Annotated in this window: 19 protein-coding genes; 5 read left to right on the top strand and 14 right to left on the bottom strand. The window is 65.1% G+C overall.

The genetic code is table 11. The features are described from left to right. The first annotated feature begins 158 nt into the window (after positions 1–158). Positions 159–635: a hypothetical protein gene (locus V9L18_RS05025; RefSeq protein WP_337346070.1), complete on the top strand. Its 477-nt coding sequence runs from the start codon at positions 159–161 to the stop codon at positions 633–635. Positions 636–651: 16 nt separating this feature from the next. Here V9L18_RS05025 and V9L18_RS05020 read toward each other — a convergent pair whose 3' ends face one another. The 10 genes from V9L18_RS05020 to V9L18_RS04975 all read right to left on the bottom strand — a co-directional run bounded on the left by V9L18_RS05020 (position 652) and on the right by V9L18_RS04975 (position 15,058). Next, complete coding sequence (locus V9L18_RS05020; protein WP_337346069.1) at positions 652–2,130, bottom strand: dynamin family protein; 1,479 nt, start codon at positions 2,128–2,130, stop codon at positions 652–654. Next, positions 2,130–4,160: a dynamin family protein gene (locus tag V9L18_RS05015; protein WP_337346283.1), complete on the bottom strand. Its 2,031-nt coding sequence runs from the start codon at positions 4,158–4,160 to the stop codon at positions 2,130–2,132. The genes V9L18_RS05020 and V9L18_RS05015 overlap by 1 nt, the downstream gene beginning before the upstream one ends. Positions 4,161–4,301: 141 nt before the next feature. Then, complete coding sequence (locus V9L18_RS05010) at positions 4,302–5,468, bottom strand: IniB N-terminal domain-containing protein (protein WP_337346068.1); 1,167 nt, start codon at positions 5,466–5,468, stop codon at positions 4,302–4,304. 164 nt (positions 5,469–5,632) lie between these two features. Then, the gene (locus V9L18_RS05005; protein ID WP_337346067.1) at positions 5,633–7,618 is read right to left on the bottom strand and encodes a LuxR C-terminal-related transcriptional regulator; all 1,986 of its coding nucleotides are present in this window, start codon (positions 7,616–7,618) and stop codon (positions 5,633–5,635) included. Between the two features lie 174 nt (positions 7,619–7,792). Beyond that, a complete protein-coding gene (locus V9L18_RS05000) occupies positions 7,793–9,907 on the bottom strand; it encodes an Hsp70 family protein (protein WP_337346066.1) in 2,115 nt (704 codons plus the stop codon). Positions 9,908–10,063: 156 nt separating this feature from the next. Continuing rightward, the gene (ccsB, locus tag V9L18_RS04995) at positions 10,064–11,179 is read right to left on the bottom strand and encodes a c-type cytochrome biogenesis protein CcsB (protein ID WP_337346065.1); all 1,116 of its coding nucleotides are present in this window, start codon (positions 11,177–11,179) and stop codon (positions 10,064–10,066) included. Continuing rightward, positions 11,179–12,948: a cytochrome c biogenesis protein ResB gene (gene resB / locus V9L18_RS04990; RefSeq protein ID WP_337346064.1), complete on the bottom strand. Its 1,770-nt coding sequence runs from the start codon at positions 12,946–12,948 to the stop codon at positions 11,179–11,181. The genes ccsB and resB overlap by 1 nt, the downstream gene beginning before the upstream one ends. Further along, positions 12,948–13,703 (bottom strand): cytochrome c biogenesis CcdA family protein, encoded by a 756-nt coding sequence (locus V9L18_RS04985; RefSeq protein WP_337346063.1) that lies wholly within the window; start codon positions 13,701–13,703, stop codon positions 12,948–12,950. The genes resB and V9L18_RS04985 overlap by 1 nt, the downstream gene beginning before the upstream one ends. A gap of 15 nt (positions 13,704–13,718) precedes the next feature. Beyond that, positions 13,719–14,297: a TlpA family protein disulfide reductase gene (locus V9L18_RS04980; protein WP_337346282.1), complete on the bottom strand. Its 579-nt coding sequence runs from the start codon at positions 14,295–14,297 to the stop codon at positions 13,719–13,721. Between the two features lie 80 nt (positions 14,298–14,377). After that, a complete protein-coding gene (locus V9L18_RS04975) occupies positions 14,378–15,058 on the bottom strand; it encodes a histidine phosphatase family protein (protein WP_337346062.1) in 681 nt (226 codons plus the stop codon). A 200-nt stretch (positions 15,059–15,258) separates the two neighbouring features. Between V9L18_RS04975 and V9L18_RS04970 the strand changes: the two genes are divergently transcribed. The 3 genes from V9L18_RS04970 (at position 15,259) to V9L18_RS04960 (ending at position 17,779) form a co-directional block, all read left to right on the top strand. Continuing rightward, positions 15,259–15,807 (top strand): YceI family protein, encoded by a 549-nt coding sequence (locus tag V9L18_RS04970; RefSeq protein ID WP_337346061.1) that lies wholly within the window; start codon positions 15,259–15,261, stop codon positions 15,805–15,807. A 217-nt stretch (positions 15,808–16,024) separates the two neighbouring features. After that, positions 16,025–16,702, top strand: a complete 678-nt coding sequence (locus tag V9L18_RS04965) for a hypothetical protein (RefSeq protein WP_337346060.1) — start codon at positions 16,025–16,027, stop codon at positions 16,700–16,702. A 231-nt stretch (positions 16,703–16,933) separates the two neighbouring features. Then, a complete protein-coding gene (locus V9L18_RS04960; protein ID WP_337346059.1) occupies positions 16,934–17,779 on the top strand; it encodes a Yip1 family protein in 846 nt (281 codons plus the stop codon). 86 nt (positions 17,780–17,865) lie between these two features. Here the strand turns inward: V9L18_RS04960 and V9L18_RS04955 are convergent, their stop codons facing one another. Together V9L18_RS04955 and V9L18_RS04950 are read right to left on the bottom strand one after the other, a co-directional pair. Then, the gene (locus tag V9L18_RS04955; RefSeq protein ID WP_337346058.1) at positions 17,866–18,585 is read right to left on the bottom strand and encodes a redox-sensing transcriptional repressor Rex; all 720 of its coding nucleotides are present in this window, start codon (positions 18,583–18,585) and stop codon (positions 17,866–17,868) included. Between the two features lie 87 nt (positions 18,586–18,672). Beyond that, a complete protein-coding gene (locus V9L18_RS04950) occupies positions 18,673–18,927 on the bottom strand; it encodes a glutaredoxin family protein (RefSeq protein ID WP_337346057.1) in 255 nt (84 codons plus the stop codon). Positions 18,928–19,016: 89 nt separating this feature from the next. Here V9L18_RS04950 and V9L18_RS04945 point away from each other — a divergent pair, with 89 nt between their 5' ends. After that, entirely contained in the window at positions 19,017–19,835 is an 819-nt protein-coding gene (locus V9L18_RS04945; RefSeq protein ID WP_337346056.1) for an HAD family hydrolase, read from the top strand. Positions 19,836–19,957: 122 nt separating this feature from the next. Here V9L18_RS04945 and V9L18_RS04940 read toward each other — a convergent pair whose 3' ends face one another. Further along, complete coding sequence (locus V9L18_RS04940) at positions 19,958–20,056, bottom strand: 30S ribosomal protein bS22 (protein ID WP_003792170.1); 99 nt, start codon at positions 20,054–20,056, stop codon at positions 19,958–19,960. Between the two features lie 151 nt (positions 20,057–20,207). After that, positions 20,208–20,420: a helix-turn-helix domain-containing protein gene (locus tag V9L18_RS04935; RefSeq protein ID WP_058931377.1), complete on the bottom strand. Its 213-nt coding sequence runs from the start codon at positions 20,418–20,420 to the stop codon at positions 20,208–20,210. Between the last annotated feature and the right edge of the window lie 51 nt (positions 20,421–20,471).

Genomic DNA, 20,471 nt, shown 5'->3' with positions numbered 1-20,471 from the left:
CGTCAGGTGAGCCACCTGCTTCCCCCCTTCCTTCCTGGCCTGCCCCTGCCCCTGCCCCTGCCCAGCCTGAGGCTAGCCGTGCCTCTTCCCGGCCTTCCGGCCCTCCGGCGCCGCCGCCACGGCCAGGCTTGTCCTACGCCTCGCCTGCGCCCATTGTGGTGGCGCCACCGACACCCCGCTCCGTCCGTGCGGCCCGGACGCTCTGGCTGTTTAGCTTCGTTGCCGGCTTCGCCGTCCTCGTCGGTTCATTCCTGACGCGAGATTCACACCTGGAACGGTTGCGGGCGGTAGTGGACGGGATGTCACCCGGCGGCGACGCGGACGCCCTCAGTGCTGCTTCGGCCATTGTCTTCTGGGCCAGCATGGGCGCAATGTTGCTGATAATCCTCCTCGAAGCGGCCGGGCTGGCGATCGTCAATGGCCGGCAGGGCTGGGTCCGTTGGCTGATGATCCCGCTGCTGCTGGTCCATGTGGGCGCAGCGCTGGTGGCGGCGGCGTTCCTGGTTCCCGACGGCGATGGCGGCAGCTACGTCTGGCTGCTGTGGGGAGCCCAGCTACTGATGGCATTCGCGGGCTTGGTTCTGCTCTTTACGCCCGCCAGCAATGCCTGGCTCCGATCCCGGAAGCAGGAATAGGTTCCTGCCAACAGGCCTAGCTCAGCTGCAGGGCCGCGCTTTCGGCAAGGATACCCTCGCAGCTGCGCATCACCACACGGCAGACTTCCTGCCCCGAACGGTCAGTCAACGGGTTCTCCGAGAGCACCCGCCAGCGTCGGAGGCACTCCCGGGCCTCAGTGGTGATCTCCTCAGGAGTGGCATCCGGTTCCAGGCCGAGTCGCAGGGCTGCGGCCGTGCCGGAGCCACCGGTCAGCCTCTCAGCTTCGAGGGCCCAGTCAGGGCCGAGTGAAGATCCGGCGGTCCGCAGGGTGGCGAGCAACCGCAGCTCGCGGAACTCATGGGCATTTACCTGAAGCCGTTCCAGTGCTGCCAACAAATGTCCCGAGCCCTCACGCGGCGACGCACGAAGCAGGGATTCCACACCCACCAGTGCTGTCCGCGCCTTCAGGGCGTCGGCCCGGGCGTGGAACTGGCAGGCCAGCATGGCCAGCAGCGGGTCCAGCCCGCTGCGCCTGGCAAGTTCGTGGGCCAAGGGGGTGGGGTCGGTGAAGCCGGCCCGGATCAGCACCACGCCCAGGCGGATCCCGAAAAGTCCGAACCTCTCCAGCAATGATGCCCTGGCATCAGCAGTGAGGCCCTCAGGCACCCCGGCCCGCAGGAACCTGTCAGCCGAGAGCAACAGTTTCTCCCGGGCCGCGCGGTCCAGGCCTGCTAGCAGGGCCAGGGATTCAAAGTCTGCCTGGCGCATGGTCCGGGCACTCTGTGCCAGGAGCCCCGCCACCGGGACCACCCGCAATGCCAGCTTCCGCAGGCTGTGGTCCCGGCGATACCGCTCCGCGATATCCCCGGCAGAGAGCAATGAGTCGATCCTTCCCGCGCCGATCTCGTCCGCCCGGGACAGGACTGCCACGGCGTTGACGGTGCCGGACCGTCCGGCCTCGGTATCGCGGAATGATTCCAGGAACCGGAGGTCGGAGGCATGCATATGCCGCATAAGGTATATGACGGCGTCAGCTTGGGAGGCTGATTCCGCGGGGGTGAGGAAGCTGGCGGACCTGGCGGAAACGTCCGTGGACAGGGAAGCAATGCCCGGAGTGTCTATCAGCGTCACGTTCCGCAGGCTCTCGGAGGGCCATTCCACTACCAGCTTCTCCACGTCTTCCGCACGCTCCGTGCCGAGGAACACCAGACGCCCGTCCACGCGCTTGAGTGCCAGCGTGCGTGGCTCACCCGCCATCGGGTAGAGCGTGATGCGGGGCGTATGCCCGTACCTGTACCACGTCACAATGCGTGTGCATTCACCGGTATCGGTGGGCGCAATCTCTTCGCCAATGATGGCGTTGAGCAGGGTCGACTTGCCCGCCTTCACCATTCCTGCCACGGCAACCCGGAGAGGCTCGGCAAGCCTCGCGGAGTAGCCTTTCAAAGCTGCCGTCGCAGTGGCGTCATCCCGGTAGACCGTGAGGGCCTCCTGGATCAGCTCTGACACTCCCCTGCTGGTTGCCTCCCTCATCAGCCAGCCGCCAGCGCGTGCGGGCTCTGCCCGCTCCCGAAGCGATGGCCGTCCGCGTCACGGCCGTCGTGGGTTCCGTCCGGATGGTCAGCCCCTGGCCCGGAGCTGGCGGGCTGTGGATTGGCAGCCGGCCCTCTCATGGGCTTCGCGGTTGCCTTCGCCACAGCTTCGGCCCCTGACAACTCCGCCGCCACCGATTCTGCGATACGGTGCAGGGCGTCAACGCGCTTAAGCTCTGCCTGGATGTCCCGGATCCGCATCTCCTTTTCCAGCTTGTAGGTGGTGGCGGCTTTCTGCGCCGCCGCCACGGAGTCGGAGAGCGAACGGTGATGTTCCTCCGCGATTTCGGTGAAGTGGTCGCGGGTAGTGCGCTGTACCAGCCGGAGCCGGTCCTTGAGCTGCTTCCCCACCTGAAACACGACGTCGTCCAACTGCCGGCGAACCAGGGCCTTCGCTTCCGTCTGCCTCCGCTTGAGCCTTGCTTCCTTGTCTTCCCGGTAAGCCTTGCGCCCCAACAGCAGTCCGGCCCCGACAGAGAGCGGATTAATCAGGGCCATCCCGAACAAGCCGGTGAGCAGACCAAACATCAGGACGCCGCCGTACGATCCCCGCATCCCGATCAGCACCTTCTGCATCGGATTGATCTTCCCATCGTCCAGCCCGGGCATGTCATCGACGGGATCCAGGGCGTCGCCCGTATCGGAAACGCGCAGGACGGGAAGAGCCACCTCGTCCTCGGAGAAATGCTCAGCAACCTGCGCAGCCAGCCACTGTGCGCGTTCGCTGGTCCAAACAAAAGTGTCCGAGATCGCGGCCGCGGCGCATTCCTCCAGCCACGTCGAAAACTGCGGCCACGTGGGACCAGGATCGCCCAGGTCAATGGCAGCCTCAGCCTCACGCTGAATCCGCCGCAGCCGGTCCCGGAGGTCGTATTCCATGTCTGCGATGAGGTCGCCGATGCCGTCGTTGAGCGTGATCTGCCACCGGGCGGAACGCTTTCGGAGTTCGTCGGCTTCGAGTTTGGCGGCCTCCAGCCCCGCAATCATCTTTGGGGTCCCTTCCGGGTTCTGCAGCGCGGCCAGTTCCGACTGAAGCGACAGGCGAAGATTTTCGGTCACGGAAAGCAAGTCCTGGCTGACGGCACGGCGCTGGATCCGTTCCGCCTTCCCCACGATTTCGTTCCGGAGGTGGCCGATCAGGCCGGGAAATCCCGATTCGGCGTTCAGTTCGGCGTCCTGCAGCCGGGCGGCTTCCAGGCGGAGATCTGAGGAAATAGGGAAAAGCGGGATGTCCACAGAGACCCGGGAAAGGTGGCCGCGGTCAAGCTCGGCAACCTTCCGCCATTCCGGGTACAGGTCAGTCTTGGACAGCACGCCCACAACGCTTGGCGTGATCCGCATGGCTTGCTTCAGGAACCTGATCTCAGGTTCTGTGTATTCCTGCGATGCGTCCGAAACCAGAAGCATGGCCTCTGCCGAGGGCAGCGCCGTAAGCGTGGTCAGTGTGTGCGTGGACCCCAGGCCGCCGACTCCCGGGGAGTCGACAACGGTGAGGCCCCCAGCCAGCACCTTGCGGGGCAGGAACACTTCGGCGGCCACGAGTTTCTTGGCGTTGCCGGGGTTTCCGCGCTCGGAAACGTAGGTGGCGAGATCAGCGATGTTTATGGGCTGCCGTTCAAGTGCAGTTTCGTCACCGGGCTCCGCATCCGCAGGGGGCAGGAGGATGGAGGCTGAGGCCGGATCACCGTGCCGGACCACCGTGGGTACGGAGGTAGCGATGTCGTCATCGACAGGGCAGACCGGAGCGTTGACCAGGGCGTTGATGAGTTTGCTTTTCCCCTGCTTGAATTCACCCACCACGATCACGCGGACATTCGGATCCTGCAGCCTGCGCAACGTCTGCTCCAGGCGTTTCCGCAGGTCGGCGCGGTCTCCGGCACTGACGAGCTCGATTCCCTGTTCCACGAGTTCTGTCAGTTGCGCCGCCGTAAGGGGCGTTGAGGGCCTTGCCGGTCCTGTCGACTTTGCCAGACCCCCGGGGCGTTGCGTTTCAACCACAGCCAGTCCTTTGCTTCAAGTCTCGAAAATAGGGACGTTGGGGTTGCCGCGAGAAGTGCCCGGCAGGCGTTCTGGGCCGCCTGCCGGGCACTCCCGGTACCCCGGGACCAGCCGTTAGAGGATGACTGTCGAATCGTCCTCGGCGCTGATATCGGCGTCGACCTCCACCTCCGTGTTGATTGAGTTGTCCTCCGTAAACTCAAGCTCATTGTCGGCAACAACAATGTTGTCCTCGACGACGGTGGTCTCTGAGTTGTCGTTGAAGGAATCCTCGAGTTCGACCTCCACCTCGGTGGAGGTCTCGTTGAAGGAGTCGTCAATCTCAACATCCGTTTCGGTCTCGTTGAAGGAATCCTCAATCTCGACTTCAGTGGTTTCGGAGTTGTCGGTGTTGAACGAATCCTCCACCTCAACGTCAACGTCAGTGGAGTTGTCCTGGAAGGAGTCCTCGATCTCCACCGAGTTGTCCGTCGAGTGATCCGAGTTGTCGTTGAAGGAATCCTCAACGTCGATTTCAACGTCGGTCTCTGTCGAGTTGTCAGAGTTGTCGTTGTACGAATCGTTGATGGAGTTGTCCGAGTTGTCGTTGAAGGAATCCTCGACGTCCACGTCCAGGTCGGTGTTGAAGGAGTCCTCGATGTCCGTCTCCTTGTTGCCGATGTTGACGTCGCCGCCAGCCTTGATGGAGTTGTCGGTCGAGTTATCCGTGGAGTTGTCTGTGTTGTAGGAGTCCTCGATGTTGTTGGAGTCCTCAACGTCGGCGTCATCGCCGGCGGCAATGGCGCGGTCGCCGGAAGCCACAACCGAGTCGTTGTCGAACCACTGCTTGACGTCGCCGTCGGCCCAGATGTTCTGGTTGACGGACTGGTCTGTAATGGTGTCGCGGTCATCCACAGTCGACGTGTAGGAGTAGTTGTTGACTACATGATGCAGCTGCTGGACAGCATGTGCATGGTCGTCGTGGTCGTGGTGTCCGCCACCACCGTGTCCGCCGCTGTGGGGAGGCGGAGGAGTGTGGCCGCCACCGCCACCGCCACCATGGCCGGTTGCCGCGCCGTTGCCGCCGGTGTTGTACTCCCGGTCGAACGAGGAATGGTTGAGGGTGATGGGAGCGTAGTCCAAAACAACCGGCATGGCCGCATCAACATCTGCAGAGCAGACGTGGCCCAGGCCGGCATCGTCCAGGGCCCGCTCAGGATCCTCCAGGAAGTCCTGCGCTGCTTGCGGGTTTCCAAAAAGGCTCATCAGGAATTGGACGAGCTCGTTTGCGAGTGTAGGCATTGGATGGTCCTCAAATCTTCTCTGAGTTGTGGCTGGCTCGGCGTCGATACCGGGCTTGAATCAAACGTACGGTCCCACCCAAAGACCGGGCATCGGGTCACTTCCCCGTACCGCCGTACCCCCTGCTAGGGGATCGGCGGCAGTCCCGTTAGGGGTACTAGGGGCTATTCCCGCTGGGGGTTTTCCGGTCCCAGGGCAAGGCGCAGCCGAACCAACAGGTCGGAGCGGTTTTCGGCGCCGAGCCGGCGGCGCATCCGGGCTATGTGGTGCTCCGCGGTCCTCGGGGAGATGTAAATCGCCTCCCCGATTTCGCGGTAGGTCTTGCCTTCAAGGACCAGCCGTGCCACTTCCTTCTCGCGCTCACTCAGTCCTGAGCCGCCGTCAGGGGGCATGCTGTTGTTGTTCTCGGGGGCGGCAGTGCCGCGCGGCTCCGACGGTCCGGAGGCTCCCGTGCCGGCTGAACTGCCCTGCGGATGAAGGTCCCGGGCGCAGGACAACAACCGCACCATGTCCTTACGCTCGTCTGCCCGGGCAGCGGCGTGCCCGGCAAGCCGCGCACCCTCCCAGGGCATTCCGACGGCGTTCAGCCCGCGGGCCGCTGCTTCCACATCGGCGGCTTGGAAATTTGCCGCCAGGACCGAGACCCAGGCCTTTCCGGCTGCAGCCAGCACCCATGCGAGGTGGCTGTGGTCTGCTGCCCGAGCCAGTGCCGTGGCGTGCGGCGCGAGGTCTGCCGGGCTTTCATTCAGCAGCGCGGCCTGGACGCCCGCCCAGTGCAACGGCACCGCCCACAGTGGAGGGTCGCCAAGTTCATGCAGCAGCGTCCATGCCTCGTCAAGGTAATGCGAGACACGCCTGGTCTCCCGCAGCCGTGCAGCCGTGATCATCAGTTCGCCCCAAGGCAGGAGGTTGTAGAGGTCCACGGACGTGTGCAGCATGGCCTCCCGTGCCCGTTCCCACGCCAGGACAAGGTCGTGCACTTCGCCGCTGCGGCGTGCAAGCCCCACTTCCAGGGCGGCGCACAGGAATTCATCCCGCGGGACCAGTGGCCAGTGGTTCGCTTTTGAGGCTTCGTTGATGGCCAGCCGGGCATCCTCCGGGTTGTCCTGCTGCATGGCCGACCATGCCTGGAGCAGGAACAGCCTGGGCTTGGCCGCATCGCCACCCTGGCCTGCGGCGGCCGCGGCGCGAACGATGGTTTCCGCCAGGTGCGGTTCGCCGCTGTGCAGGGCCACCAGGGCTGCAAGTGCACCGGGCGTATCCGGCAGCGGACTTGTCGCACCGGAGGCGTTCAGCATGTCTGAGGCGTGGATCAGCACCGGCAGCCCCTGATGGGGGTCCCCAGCCAGTGACTCCACAATGCCTTTCGCCGTTTGGGCCTGCGCCACAGCTAAAAGAGTGGGCGACGACGGCGAGGAACCGTCGGGGAACATTGATTCGGCTCCGGCGCGGTTGCCGCAGCCGATCATAGCCACGGCGGCGGCTGGGGCGGATGTACCCACGCGCGATGGGCCCAGCCAGGCGTAGACGTCCGCGCTGCGGCCCAGCATCCCCCGCTGCGCCCATACGGCAGCCGAGACGTCTACAGCGAGCAGGAGGTCGGGCGGGTCAGGGCATCCCAGCACGCCGTCGACAATGCGGGCTGCAGTATCCAGGTCCCCGGTGGCCGCTGCGGCGTGAGCCCGGCGGGCGGCGGTGGCCAATTCGTCGGCGCCTGCCAGCAACGCCTCGCCGTAGAGTTCCGCAGCCAGGCCTGGATTGTGATCGAGTGCCTTGTTAGCGGCCTTTTCCAGCTCAGCCGCGACGCGGAGGTCAGCCAGTCCGCCGCGTGCCAGTTCGCGGGCAAAGTCGCCCAGCGGACGGCCTTCGGCAGCGAAGCATCCCACGAGTTCGCGCTGGAGCGCGTGGATCCGGGCAGTGGGTGTCAGGGTCAGGAGCGCGTGCTGAGCCGTTCCTACAACAGTGCCGTCCGGGAGGAGGAGCCCGGAGGCTTCCGCCTTGGCCACGAGGGAATCGAGGCTTTCGACGTCCCCGCCGCCCACCTTCCGCTCCAGCTCCGCCGGCAGCGGACCGGGAAGGGAAAATCCGACGGACAGTGCCAGGAGGAGTTCCCGGACTGCAGCGTTCTCACCGCGAAGCTGCTGTGCCATGTATTGAGGGCTGCCAGGCGCCAGCGCGTGCGGTTCGGTGCCGACGTGAGGCGTACCCGTCCCTTCAGGTCCCGCTCCGTCCGTGCCGTAGGTGTGAGGCGGCGCAACGTTTGTCTCGCTTGCGTGGCCGTGGAGGAGTTCCCTGGCTGACGGCTGATGATGGGCCACCATGCCTCAGACCGCCGGCTCAGTCGGAATCGGATCTTCCGCGGGCGGGTCCGTCGTTGGATCCGGCACCGGCGCAGGCGGATCCGTCGTTGGGTCCGGCACCGGAGCAGGCGGATCTGTCGTTGGGTCCGGCTCCGGAGCAGGCGGATCCGTCGTTGGGTCCGGCACCGGAGCAGGCGGATCCGTCGTTGGATCCGGCTCCGGAGCAGGCGGATCCGTCGTTGGATCAGGCGCCGGCGGGTCGGTGGTCGGGTTAGGAACCGGGTCCGTGGTGGGGTCAGGATTCGTGGTCGGCGTTGTCCCGGCGGCCGCTCCGGAGCCGCTGGTTCCCTGCGTTGGATCGGACGTCGTACCGGTTGTTCCACCCGTCACGGAACCTGCGGCCGCGCCTGCCGTTCCACCACTGTCCAGGTTTGGCGTGGATGCGCTGTTGGACGGCTTGCTGATGGGCGATGCCGCTGCCTCGATCCCCTGCGTGCTTGCGGACTTACCACTGGTCTTCTTGGCGCTGGCCTCAATACCCCTCATCGGAGCCTGTCCGTCGCCCGTGGCATCCGCTGCGCCATCGCCTTGCGCACCGCCGCCAGTGCCGTCAGGCGCTGACGTGCCGGGGTCTGCGGCTGCGGCGCTGGAGTCCTTGGCTGCCTCCTGTGGCGCGAACATCGCCGTCAGGCTTCCCAGTCCCTCGGGGCTTTGCGCAGCAGTGGCGGTCAGGACCGTGAACAGCGCTGCAGCGGCAGCCACGGCAGTGAGCCGCACGGATGGCCGCGGACTATGCGGCCCGGAACTGGCCGCCGGACCATGGACTCCTGTGTGAGTGCCTGCATGTCCCCTGGCACCGACGCCGGCAGCAGCGGCGGCGGTGCCAGCCAAGGAGCCAAAAGCGGAGCCGGACTTCCGGGACCAGCTGGCACGGCTGCTGTCACCGTGCGGCTCAACGTTTGTCAGAGCTGTCAACGTCATGGCCGTCGTCGAGGAAGGAACCGTGCCAACGGCGGTGACTGCCTCGTCGGGTAGAACAGCGGCCGCAGCCGCCGCCTGCCGGGCGCGGACTGCTGCCACCGCGGCCCCCAGGCAAATGGAGGACTTGGGATCGGCGTCCACGGCGATGGGCCGGTCGAGCTGTTCCGAAATCAGCTGTGCCACCAGGGGAATACGCGAGGATCCGCCGATCAGCAGCACCGCGGTGAGGTCATCCGCCTCCAGGCCGAGCTCATCGAGGGAACGTTCCAAGGCGTCCACCGTCTGACGGATGGGTTCCTCGATCATGGCCTCCAACTCGGAGCGGACCAGCCGTACCTGCTGGTGGATGCCGGGCAGGAACACGGAAATGCTGGCCGCGCTGTCGGCCGAGAGCGCTTCCTTGGCTTCCACGCACTCACGGCGGAGCCGGGCCAGTGACGCCAGCGATGCGGGGTCGGCGGGGTCAAGGGCAGCTAAAGCCTCCCCGGTGTGCGCCGCGACGTGGCGCAGGACCGCTGCGTCGAAGTCGGCGCCGCCCAGGCCTTCGATCCCCTCAGGCCGGCCCAGGAACTCAAAGCGGTCGGCGTCGGCCTTCCTGAGGAGGGCCGTGTCAAAGGTGCCACCGCCCAGATCGTAAACGGCGATGGTGCTGCCATCCTCCACCCTGACTTGGGAGGCGTAATGAAGGGCCGCCGCTTCCGGTTCCGTTATCAGCGTGACACCGTGCAGTCCCCGGGCACTGAGGGCTTCCTGGATGATGGCGGTCCGGTGGCCGCCCCAGGCTGCCGGGTGCGACAGGATGATCTGCGACGGAGGCTCGCCCTCGCGTTCCGCGGCCCGGTCAACCACCCAGCCGGCCATGGTGGCGAAGACTTCCTCCGCCGGCAGGGACAGAGCCCCAACGGCGATCGGGACGTCGTCTCCGATCCGGCGTTTGAATTCCCTGACCACCCGGTCGGGGGAATCCAGCCCACGCCGCTCGGCGGCCTCCCCCACCAGGATGGGGCCTTCCTCGGGATAGTAGACCACCGATGGCACCGACGTTCCGCGGAGCCCCAACGGGAGGCTCTCCGGAACAGACGGAGCAATCAGGTCGATACGGGCAATGGCGGCGGCGGTGAAACTGGTCCCGACATCGATGGCGAGAACGTAGCTCATAAGTACCTCGGAAAAAACGCAGCAGGCCGTCCGCGAGCTTCATCACAGACGAGCTTCCACCAAGGTAGCACCACCAATTCAATGGCAAAACCCTTATTGTTACACCGAATTTACTATCAACAGGCCAGCGTGGGAGCGGTTGGAAGAAACCCCTGTTCAGAGGCCTGAGTAGGAATGCAGCCCATTAAAGAATTGGTTCACGATGGTGAAGTTAAAGATCACGCACAGGTAGCCGACGATCGAGAGCCAGGCTGCGCGGGTCCCAGTCCAGCCGCGGGTGGCCCGGGCATGCAGGTAGCCGGCGTAGACCACCCAGATCACGAACGTCCATACTTCCTTGGTGTCCCAGCCCCAGAACCGGCCCCAGGCCTTCTCCGCCCAGATGGCCCCGAACATCAGCGTGAACGTCCAGCCGATGAAGGCGATGGCGTTGATCCGGTAGGAGAGGTTTTCCAGGCTCAGGGCCGAAGGCACCAGCCGCATGAAGCCCAGCTTGTCCGCGCCACCGGCAGCTACGGTCTTCTGCCGGTGCGCCTGCACCAACTGGAGGGCTGACATGGCGAACGTGAGGGTAAAAAGGGCCGAGGACAGCACTGCGATGGAGACGTGGATGATCAGCCAGTAGCTCTGCAGCGCCGGAACCAGGTGGCCCACGGGGGTGAAGTATGCCACGGTGGCGGCCGTGAGCATGATGACGGCCAGGCCCACCACGAAGGTGCCCAGGAACCGCAGGTCGCGGCGGATCAGGACCAGCAGGAACACAGCCACGGCCACAAACGCACCGGTGGTCAGGAACTCGTACATATTGCCCCACGGCACGCGTCCCGCGCCCATGGCACGGGTGATGACTGCGGCGCCGTGGATCAGCACTCCCAGGATGGTCAGGGCGACGGCGACCCGCGCCGGGGCGCGCCGTTCCGCGGCGTAGCGCATGTCGGCGTCGGCGGTCTGTCCCGCGCCGGAGGCACCCGCTGCCTGCCGGGCGGAGGCCGACGTCGGCCGCTCAGCCCTGCCCGCCGGCCCGGCGAGGTGCGACTCGGTCCTGTCAGCGCCCCTGTCAGCCCCGGCGCCGGCAGTGCCTACTCCTGCGCCAACAGGGACCTTCGGTGCCTGCTCCGCCTGGGCCGCCTTGAGGTCAACGGCGTGCAGCGCCTTGCTGCTCTTCGCCAGGTCCCAGGCGAAGGCGATGAAGGCAACGGTGTACGTGCCTGCAGCGAGCAGCATAAACAGCTCGCTGTACTGGCCCATGGTTTCGTTGATGGCGAAGGGCATTACTGGTCCTTTTTCGGCCCGACGGGGCCAGCTGGGGAGGTGATCGAATCTGCGCCATTATGGTCCTGGCGGCTGGGAGTTTGCTGGGTGCGGGCGGAGTCAGCCGTGGCGTCATCCGTAGCCCCAGCGGATGGTGGAAGCTTCCACTCCTCGGCGAGGAGCTTCCGGATGGCCGCGGCTTCAGCGGCCAGCCGGTGGTCTTCGCCGCGGGCAAGGAGGCCATACTCCACCATGGTCCGGCCGTCCTCGTGGGTCCCCGTGCGGACCCAGACCCGGCGGCGGTTGACATAGAGGGAAATGATGAGGCCTGCCACGGCAAGCAGCGCGAAGATGAGGGCGTAGAGCTGGCCGGGATTGTGGTGGATGTCCACGCCCACGTAGCGCTTCACGCCGTCGAAACTGATGCTTCCCTTGCCGTCCGGCAGGGTGTAGCTCATGCCCGGCGCCAGGGTGATGCCGCCGGCGTCCAGGTTGCGGGCGTTCAGCGGCGTCAGGTCCTTGACGTCCAGTTCGAAAACGTTTTGCGGCGCGCCGTCGTCCAGGCCCAGGTCCCCGTAGAACGAGTTCAGGGTCAACTGCGGGTTAATCAGTTCAGGGTCCCCGCTGAACGAGACGCCTTCCTCGGTTTTGAACGCCGTGGGCAGGAAGAAGCCGGCGAAGCCAAGCTGGTCCGGTTTGGCGTCAGGAACCTTGATCACGACCGACGAGTAGTAGTTCTCACCCTGCAGCCTGCCCACCACTGGCCCTTGGAAGGCCACGTTGCCCGCACCGTCACGCACCGTGACCAACGGCGCGTAGCCGTTGCCTGTGAGGTAGATACTGGTACCGCCCAGGGTCACAGGGTCGTTGACTTTCAGGACCTCCTGCTTGGCCGGCGCATCCGGTGTTTCCTTGGTGGTGACATCCGCCGTGAAATCGATGGGCTGGCCGAACTTGCCCCTGGATTCGCGGTCGAACGTGACGGCGAACTTGTCCAGTTGGATGGAGTACGGCTGCAGTTGGCTGGACTGGAAGTTGGTGCCCGGGGTGAATTGGTCGTAACCCACCAGGGTGTTTACGAAGGTGTCACCCTCCACCAGGATGCGCTGGCCGCTGTAGCCGAACAGGCCGCCGACGGCCACGGAGACCAGGACGCCTATCAGCGAGGTGTGGAACACCAGGTTCCCCACTTCTTTCAGGAAGCCGCGCTCGGCCCCCAAAGACGGCCGCGCGCCGTCGTCGTCCCTCACCTCAACCCGGTAGCCGCGGTTCCTCAGCAGCCCGGCGGCGCTGCGGATGGCGTCCGACGCCGGGAGGCCGGCGTCGGCGGGAACCACCAGCGTGCCGTACTCGGGCAGGCGGGAGAGACGTTTGGGGGTCCGCGGCGGCTGGGAGCGCATGGCTTTGTAATGGGCGATGGCGCGTGGGACGACACAGCCGATCAGCGAGATGAACAGCAGGATGTAGATGGCTGAGAACCAGGCCGAGGAGTAGACATCGTAAAGCTGCAGGGTGTCCAGCAGCTTGCCGTAATCCGGGTTGTCCTTGATGTACTGCGTCACAATGGACGGGTTGGCAGGACGCTGCGGGAACAGCGAACCGGGCACCGCTGCCACCGCGAGCAGCAGGAGCAGGAACAGCGCCGTCTTCATGCTGGTCAGCTGCGTCCACGCCCAGCGCAGCATCCCCACGGGCCCGAGGACAGGCAGGGCTGCCTCGGCCTTGGCGGCGGCCACGGGGGCCGGGGACTGGGCCGGAGACAACTTGTTTGCTTTCACGCGCTCGCTCATCAGATCGGCAACTTCACATCGGTTTGGAACCAGTACTGGAGTTCGGTGACCCAGGTGCCCCAGACACCGCTGGCCATCAGCAGCCCCAGGACAATCAGGATTCCGCCGCCGGTGCGCTGGATGGCCAGCCGGTGCTTGCGGAAGAAGGACATCACGCCCATGCCGCGGCGAACCGCCAGGGCAATCAGCAGGAAGGGGATGCCCAGGCCCAGGCTGTACACAAAGGCTAGGAGGGCACCCTTGGCGGCGGAAGAACCGCCTGACAGGCTCAGGAGCTGGACGGCGGAGTAGGTAGGCCCGATGCACGGGGCCCAACCCAGCCCGAACGTGATCCCCAGCAAGGGCGCACCCCACAGGCCGGCCGGCGGCTTGGCATGGATTTTCGCATCACGCTGCAGCCAGCCGAAACCGCCCATGAACACCACGCCCATGATGATCACCAGGACGCCCAGGAGCTGGGTGATCCACGCGTTCTGCGAGCCCGTGATCAGCGTGCCCAGCTGGCCAAAGGCGCCGCCCAAAAGCACAAAAATCAGGGAGAACCCGAGAACGAAGAGCCCGATGCCCGCCAGCATCCGGCCGCGCTTCTGCTTTTGCAGGTCCACGCCGCTCAGTCCGGTGACGTAGCCCAGGTACCCCGGCACCAGGGGCAGGACGCAGGGCGAGAGGAAGGAGACCAGGCCGGCCAGCAGCGCCACGGGGATGGCAAGCAGGAGCGAGCCGTTCAGGATGGCTTCGGCGAAGGGGCTGTTCACGGTCCGGAGCCGCCGCTACTCTGCCACAGCAGCGGTAATGAGGGCTTTGAGGGTGCCCTTCTGGATTTCGCCCAGCACGCGCGAGGCCACCCGGCCCTGCTTGTCGAGGACCAGAGTGGTGGGGACTGCGCCGGGCGGGACCAGCCCGGAAACGGCCAGGAGAACGCCGCCGTTCTTGTCGTCGAAGCTGGGGTAGGTCAGGTTGAATGTTTTGTCGAAGGCCTCGGCGGTGGCTTTTTCATCACGGAGGTTGACGCCGAGGAACTGCACGCCCTGCTCCTTGAACTCCTGGTGCAGCTCCTCCAGGATGGGTGCCTCCACGCGGCAGGGTGCGCAGGCCGCAAACCAGAAGTTCAGGACCGTCACCTTGCCCTGGAAGTCGGCGGGGGTTACCGCGGTGCCTGTGAAGAGCGTGCCGTTGATGGCAACGGCGGCCTTGCGGTCGGCTGCGGCGAACTCGGTGACCGAACCGTCCCCTGCAACGTAGTTCTTGTTGTCGCCTGCTTTGGCCTGCTTGGCCAAGGCATCCTCCTGCGCGCACGCCGACAGGCCCAGGGTCAGGGCGGTCAGGGCCGCGCCACCCGCGGCAAGCACAGCGCGGCGGGACGTTGCCGGGCCGGAGGCGGTCTGGCCGGAAGTGGCGCGGGTGTCCTGGGAACGGAAGGGTGCCACGGTCAGGCCCCCGGGGTGCTGGCGGCGCCGGGAAGAAGTGCGGCAGCGGGCTCACTGTACACAACGCGCAGGAGGGAGCCGTCGTCGTCGAACACCAGGGAGGTGATGGACGTCAGCGTGCACTCGCGTTTGCGCGGATCATGCCACAGGGGACGTCCCTCGGCGCTGAGGCGGGTGGCCCAGATGGGAAGCTGGTGGCTGACCATGATGGCCTCGGGCCCGTCAGATCCGTAGTCGTCACCGGCCAGCTCAATGGCGCGGAGCCTGGCGTCCTGGACCGCAGCCCGGACACGGGCCGCCTGCGCCTTGTAGGGCTCTCCCCAGGACGGCCTGAGCGGGTTGACCAAATGCGGCCAGTGCTTGGGCTTGCGGAGCTCGGCCTTGGTGACCTTCATGCCCTCGAAGTAGTTCTCGGCCTCAATGATGCGCTCGTCCGTGTGGATTTCAAGGTGCAGTGCTTCGGCCGTAGGCGCTGCTGTCTCCTGGGCCCTGGTCAGCGGAGACGCCGCGAGATAGACAATCCGTGCGCCAAGGGCCGCACGCTCGCTGAAGTGCGCGGCGAGCGTCTGTGCCATTTCCCGCCCCAGCTCTGAGAGGTGGAATTCGGGCAGCCTGCCGTACAGAACGCCGTCGGGATTATGGACCTCGCCGTGGCGGAGCAGATGGACAGTGGCTTGGGGCATGTTTACCAGTTTCTCAAAGATGGCGTGCTATCCGAAATCTTCTACATCCAGTAGAACTGAAGATTCTCAAAAAATGTTCCGGAAGTGGGAACAAAAGATGCAAATGCATGTTTATACTGGATGCAGCAGTTAGTTGAGACTTCAACAAATGAAGCGTCAACCATTCCCAGTACTACCCGACACTCCCAAGGAGAAACACCATGTCACTTCCCGCAGACGTCACCACCGGCACCTGGACCCTGGACAACTCACACAGCGAAATCGGCTTCACTGTCCGGCACGCAGGCATCAGCAAGGTCCGCGGCCAGTTCAAGGATGCCGCAGCAACCTTGGACCTGGCTGAGAACGTGGCGGACTCCAAGATCAGCGCCACCATCAAGACGGCCAGCTTCGACTCCGGCGACGTAAACCGCGACGGCCACGTCCGCGGCGAGGACTTCTTCGACGTGGAGAAGTTCCCGGAAATCTCCTTCGTTTCCAACGGCCTGGTGGCCAAGGGCAACACCTACGAGCTGACCGGCGACCTGACCATCAAGGGCGTCACCCGCCCGGTGGCCCTGGAAACCGAGTTCAACGGCGTGGCCGTGGACCCGTTCGGTAACACCCGCGCCGGCGTCTCCGCCGAGACCACCATCAGCCGCAAGGACTTCGGCCTGACCTGGAACGCCGTGCTGGAAGCCGGCGGCGTGCTGGTCAGCGACAAGGTTGCCATCAACCTGGAGCTCGCGTTCATCGCGCCCGCTGCCTAATTCTGCCTGCTGCCGCCCGGCCGCCGGATCCACTGAGTGGTCCAGCTGCCGGGCGGTGGCGTTTAAACCGGCATACCGGAGTGCCGCGGCTGTGAGAGATGCCCTGTGTCCGGCGTTCGTGCCCGTAGGTCAATCCTGTGGAAAACCCCTGCCGTTCCCTGCGATTTCGCCGCAAATCTCCTAGATAACAGGGAACCTGCGGTCTACAGTGAGAGCCATGACCAACCCTAGTGAAGTACCGCAGCCTGAGCAGCCGGGCGCCCAGCCGCCTGCCAGCAACGTTCCTCCCGCCGGTTACCAGCCGCCGCAGGGTTACCAGCCACCACCACAGGGATACCAGGCCCCGGGCCAGGCCTACCAGCAGCCCGCTCAACCCGGCCAGCCCCACAGCCAGCCGGGCCAGCAGGGTGGCTTCCACTTCGAGATGCCGACGGACGGCCCCCGAAACTTCAACGATGTGCTGCCCACGGGCGGGTTCTCCGGCATGTTCAACGTCACAGGGCTGCCCACCGAACTCAAGGTGTCCTACTGGATCTGGCTCATCGGCGGCATTTTGGGCGTGTTGGGCGGCCTCCTGGGACTCTTCGGGGCGCTGGCACTGTTCACGGTTGCCCCCGCGGCGGCCATGGTGGTCCTCCTCCTGGTCCTGGTGGCACTGGCCATCGGTGTCGCCCAAATTATCCTCGCCCTGAAGATGAAAGAAGGCCGGGAGTGGGCCCGGCTGGCCCTCACCATCGTGGCCGGTGTCTCGCTGGTCCTCGCCATCATTGGCGGCAGCGTGGGCGATGGGATCGGCAACAACTGGCTCGGCTTCCTGATCAGCGCCGGGGCAACCGTTCTGATGTGGCTGCCCAACTCGCAGGCATGGTTCACCGCAGTCAAGGGCCGCGCCTGACCTGCCGGTTAAGTTGTTTACCGAAGGCCGCAGCCGGCGTACCCGCCAGGCTGCGGCTTTCCCAGCGCTTCGCGCTCTCACCGACTAAGGCGGAATGAAGCCGGAATACCTCTCCGGAATGACCCGCTACGGAGCCGCCCGGGGGTACGGTGGAAGTAAGCCTTGCTGGGGGTAGGGCCAGTGCACCGATCCCGGCAGCCGATCCGCACTTCGACCTGCAAAGGACCGCTCATGAGTACTCCCCCAGTCCAGCCTCCCAACGAGCCCGAATCCGGCGGCCAGCCCCCCACTCCGCGCTACGGCGAGAACGCACCGCAGTTTGGCCAGCCCACGCCCCCTGCCCCGCAGTACGGACAGAACGCTCCGCAGTACGGCCAAAACACCCCACAGTATGGCGAAACGGGCACACCGGCACCCCAGTACGGCCAAAACACCCCACAGTATGGCGAAACGGGCACACCGGCACCCCAGTACGGCCAGAACCCGCCGGCGTATGGTCAGAACCCGCCGCAGGCCCCGGCCTACGGCCAGCAGCCATTTGGCCAGCAGTACGGGCAGTCTCCGTACGCACAGTACCCGTCCGAACAGCCGGCGGCTACGAGCAGCAACGGAGTCCCCCAGCTGGTCAACATTTCCTTCTGGCTCCTGATCGCCTCGGGCGTTATTTACGTCATTAGCATGCTGATCGGCGTTGGCCAGCTGGATGACCCGCTGATGCGAAGCACCTTCGAAGATGCCATGCAAAGTGGCGGCGCCGGCGGCGAGATCCCCTACGAGGACATCAAGGGCGTTATTGCCGGCACACTGGTGGTCTTCGCCATCATCGGAGCCGCGCTCTACGCATTGGTGGCTATCTTCATCCGCAAGGGCAAGAACTGGGCCCGGATCCTCGGAACCGTATTCGCGGCACTGTCCATCTTTGGGCTCTTCCAGGTGCCGAACATCGGAACACTGGGAACGCTGATGGGCATCGCAGCCATCGTCCTGCTGTACCTGCCGGCAGCGGCTCCGTACTTCCGCAAGCAGCAGCCGTTCGCCAACCCCTACGGCCAGCCGGGAAACCCCTACGGCCGCTAGCCTTACGGTCAACCGGAAGACATGCCGGCGCTGACCAACAATAGAAACCACACCCAGCGGGCGTGGATCCCGGAGCCGCAGGATTGCTAGGCGGTCTGGCCCGGGGTCTGCGCCCGCTGCGCGTGGTAGGCCAGGATCTGGAGTTCGGTGGCCATGTCCACCTTGCGGAGGTTTACGGTGTCGGGCACCTGGAGCATCACAGGCGCAAAACTCAGGATGCTATGGACGCCGGCGGCGACGACGCGGTCACACACGTCCTGCGCCACTGCGGCGGGCAAGGCCAGAACCACCATGTTGGCGCCCGTCCGCTGCAGCACGGTTTCGAGGTCTGCAACGTCGCTGACCCGCAGCCAGCCCACCTCATTGCCCACCACCATCTGGTCGGCATCAAAGATGGCTACGACGTCGAAGCCCCGGGACTCAAAGCCGCCGTACCTGGCGAGCGCCTTGCCCAGGTTACCGGCGCCGACGATAGCCACTTTCCAGTCGTGGGTCAGCCCGAGGGCTGCAGCGATGTGGCGGCTGAGGTACTGGACTTCGTAGCCGACGCCCCGCGTGCCATAGGAGCCCACATGCGAGAGGTCCTTGCGCAACGTGGCGGAACTGACGCCGGACAATTCCGCCAGCGACTCCGAGGATACGCGCTCCACGCCTTCGGCCAGCAAGGTATTAAGCGCCCGAAGGTACAGTGTCAGCCTGGCCACGGCCGCCGGCGGAATCTGCTTGGCAGCGGTTTTGTCGTCCTGTACGCCCGGCGCAACCGACTCGTCTTGGACAGACTGGGGAGATGAATCCAGCGAAGTCACTATCCCCTCCCTTGCGTCGCGTTGTGACTCCACTCTAGAGCCCTGCGCTTGCTGCCAACAAAGCCTGAACCATGGCCCGGACCAGCCCTACTCCGCCATGGCGCGCCGCAGGACGCGCTCCAGCCGGGCTTCGTCGATCTTCCAGAAATCACGCTGGATGCCGTCCACCAGCACTACGGGGATTTCCTCGGCATAGCGGTCACGCAACTCGGGCAGTTGGTCCACGGGCTGTTCCGCCCACTCAAGCCCCAAGGAGGCTGTTACCCGCCCGACGGCGTCGCGCGCGTCCGCGCACAGGTGACAGTCGGCTTTGGTGATCAGGACAACCTGCGGTTTTGGCATGGTTTAACCGTATCCCCCTTTAGTGGCGGACAGCGCGGCGCACGGCCACGCGGCAGGAGGGGCCGCACGCATTGACTAGACTCGGGGACATGCCCGAGGAGAAGTACGTCGCAGTTCTCACACAGCCGGCTGCGGTACCGCAGACCGGCGAGGCGGCGTTCTTCGACGTCGATAACACCCTCATGAAGGGCGCCAGCCTTTTTCACGTGGCACGCAAGATGCACCAGCGCGGAGCGTTCACCTTGGTCCAGGCCGCCGGATTCGCGTGGAAGCAGTTCAAGTTTGTGACGCGCGGCGAGAACATGGATGACGTCCATGCGGTCCGCGACTCCGCCCTCAACCTCGCCGCCGGAATCACTGTTGAGGACGTGAAGGCTCTCGGCGAAGAAGTCTATGACGAGATGATCGCCTCCAGGATCTGGCCGGGAGCAAAAGCCTTGGCCCAACAGCACCTGCGGGTTGGCCGGCGGGTTTGGCTGGTCACGGCCACCCCCATCGAGGTGGCAACGGTCATCGCCACACGACTCGGGCTGACCGGTGCGCTGGGCACCGTCGGTGAGGTAGCGGACGGGATGTACACCGGACGCCTTGTGGGCGACATCCTGCACGGCTCTGCGAAGGCTGTGGCCGTCCAGGGCATTGCTGACGCCGAGGGACTGGACCTCAGGCGCTGCTGGGCCTACAGCGACTCCTACAACGACATACCGCTGCTGACCCTCGTGGGACACCCCGTCGCCATCAACCCGGACGCCAGGCTCCGCCGCCATGCCCGGGACAATAACTGGCCGGTGTATGACTTCCGCTCCGGCCGCCGCGCCGCCACCCTGGGCCTTAAAGCCGCCACAGCCGGCGGCGTCGTGTACGGCCTCTGGCGCGGCTTCTCCCGCATCCGCGGCCCCCGCATCTAGGTAGCAGCAGATGTCGTTATGGGCCCTCAAAACGACATCTGCTGCTACCTAGTTGGGTGGGGGCAAAACAAAATGCCCGCTGCCGGGAAGGCAACGGGCATTTCACGCAGTTCGAAGTATCTCTACTTCTTATTGCGGCGCTGGTGGCGCGTCTTGCGAAGCAACTTGCGGTGCTTCTTCTTGGCCATACGCTTGCGACGCTTCTTAATAACTGAACCCACGAAAGTTCCTCACAAACTAGATGCAGTACCTGTCTGATGGAAAGGTCCGTGGACAGAGCTACAGACTGAAACAACCGACAGATTCTTACAATGACGTAAAACGTTCCTTAACAGGGTACCGCTTATCCGGGGCACCCACTGACAGGGCCGCTCAGGCGGTCTCGGAGTGGCCGTCCACAACGGCGCCTTTAAGATACTGTTCAACGGCGCTTTCCGGGACCCGGTAGGAACGGCCGAAGCGCACTGCGGGCATTTCACCTGAGTGGACCAGCCGGTACACGGTCATTTTGGAGACGCGCATGACCTCGGCCACTTCGGCCACGGTCAGGAACTTCGCGTTTGAGAAGTTCTGTTCTGCGGACATTTCCCTTATTCCTTTGCTGACGGATGGACAACAGTGACCCCAGGTTTATGC

This window comes from Pseudarthrobacter sp. CCNWLW217, assembly GCF_037203985.1.
Classification (GTDB): Bacteria; Actinomycetota; Actinomycetes; order Actinomycetales; family Micrococcaceae; genus Arthrobacter.
The sequence above is the reverse complement of the archived record's forward strand: the minus strand, read 5'-3'. Positions and strand labels throughout refer to the sequence as shown.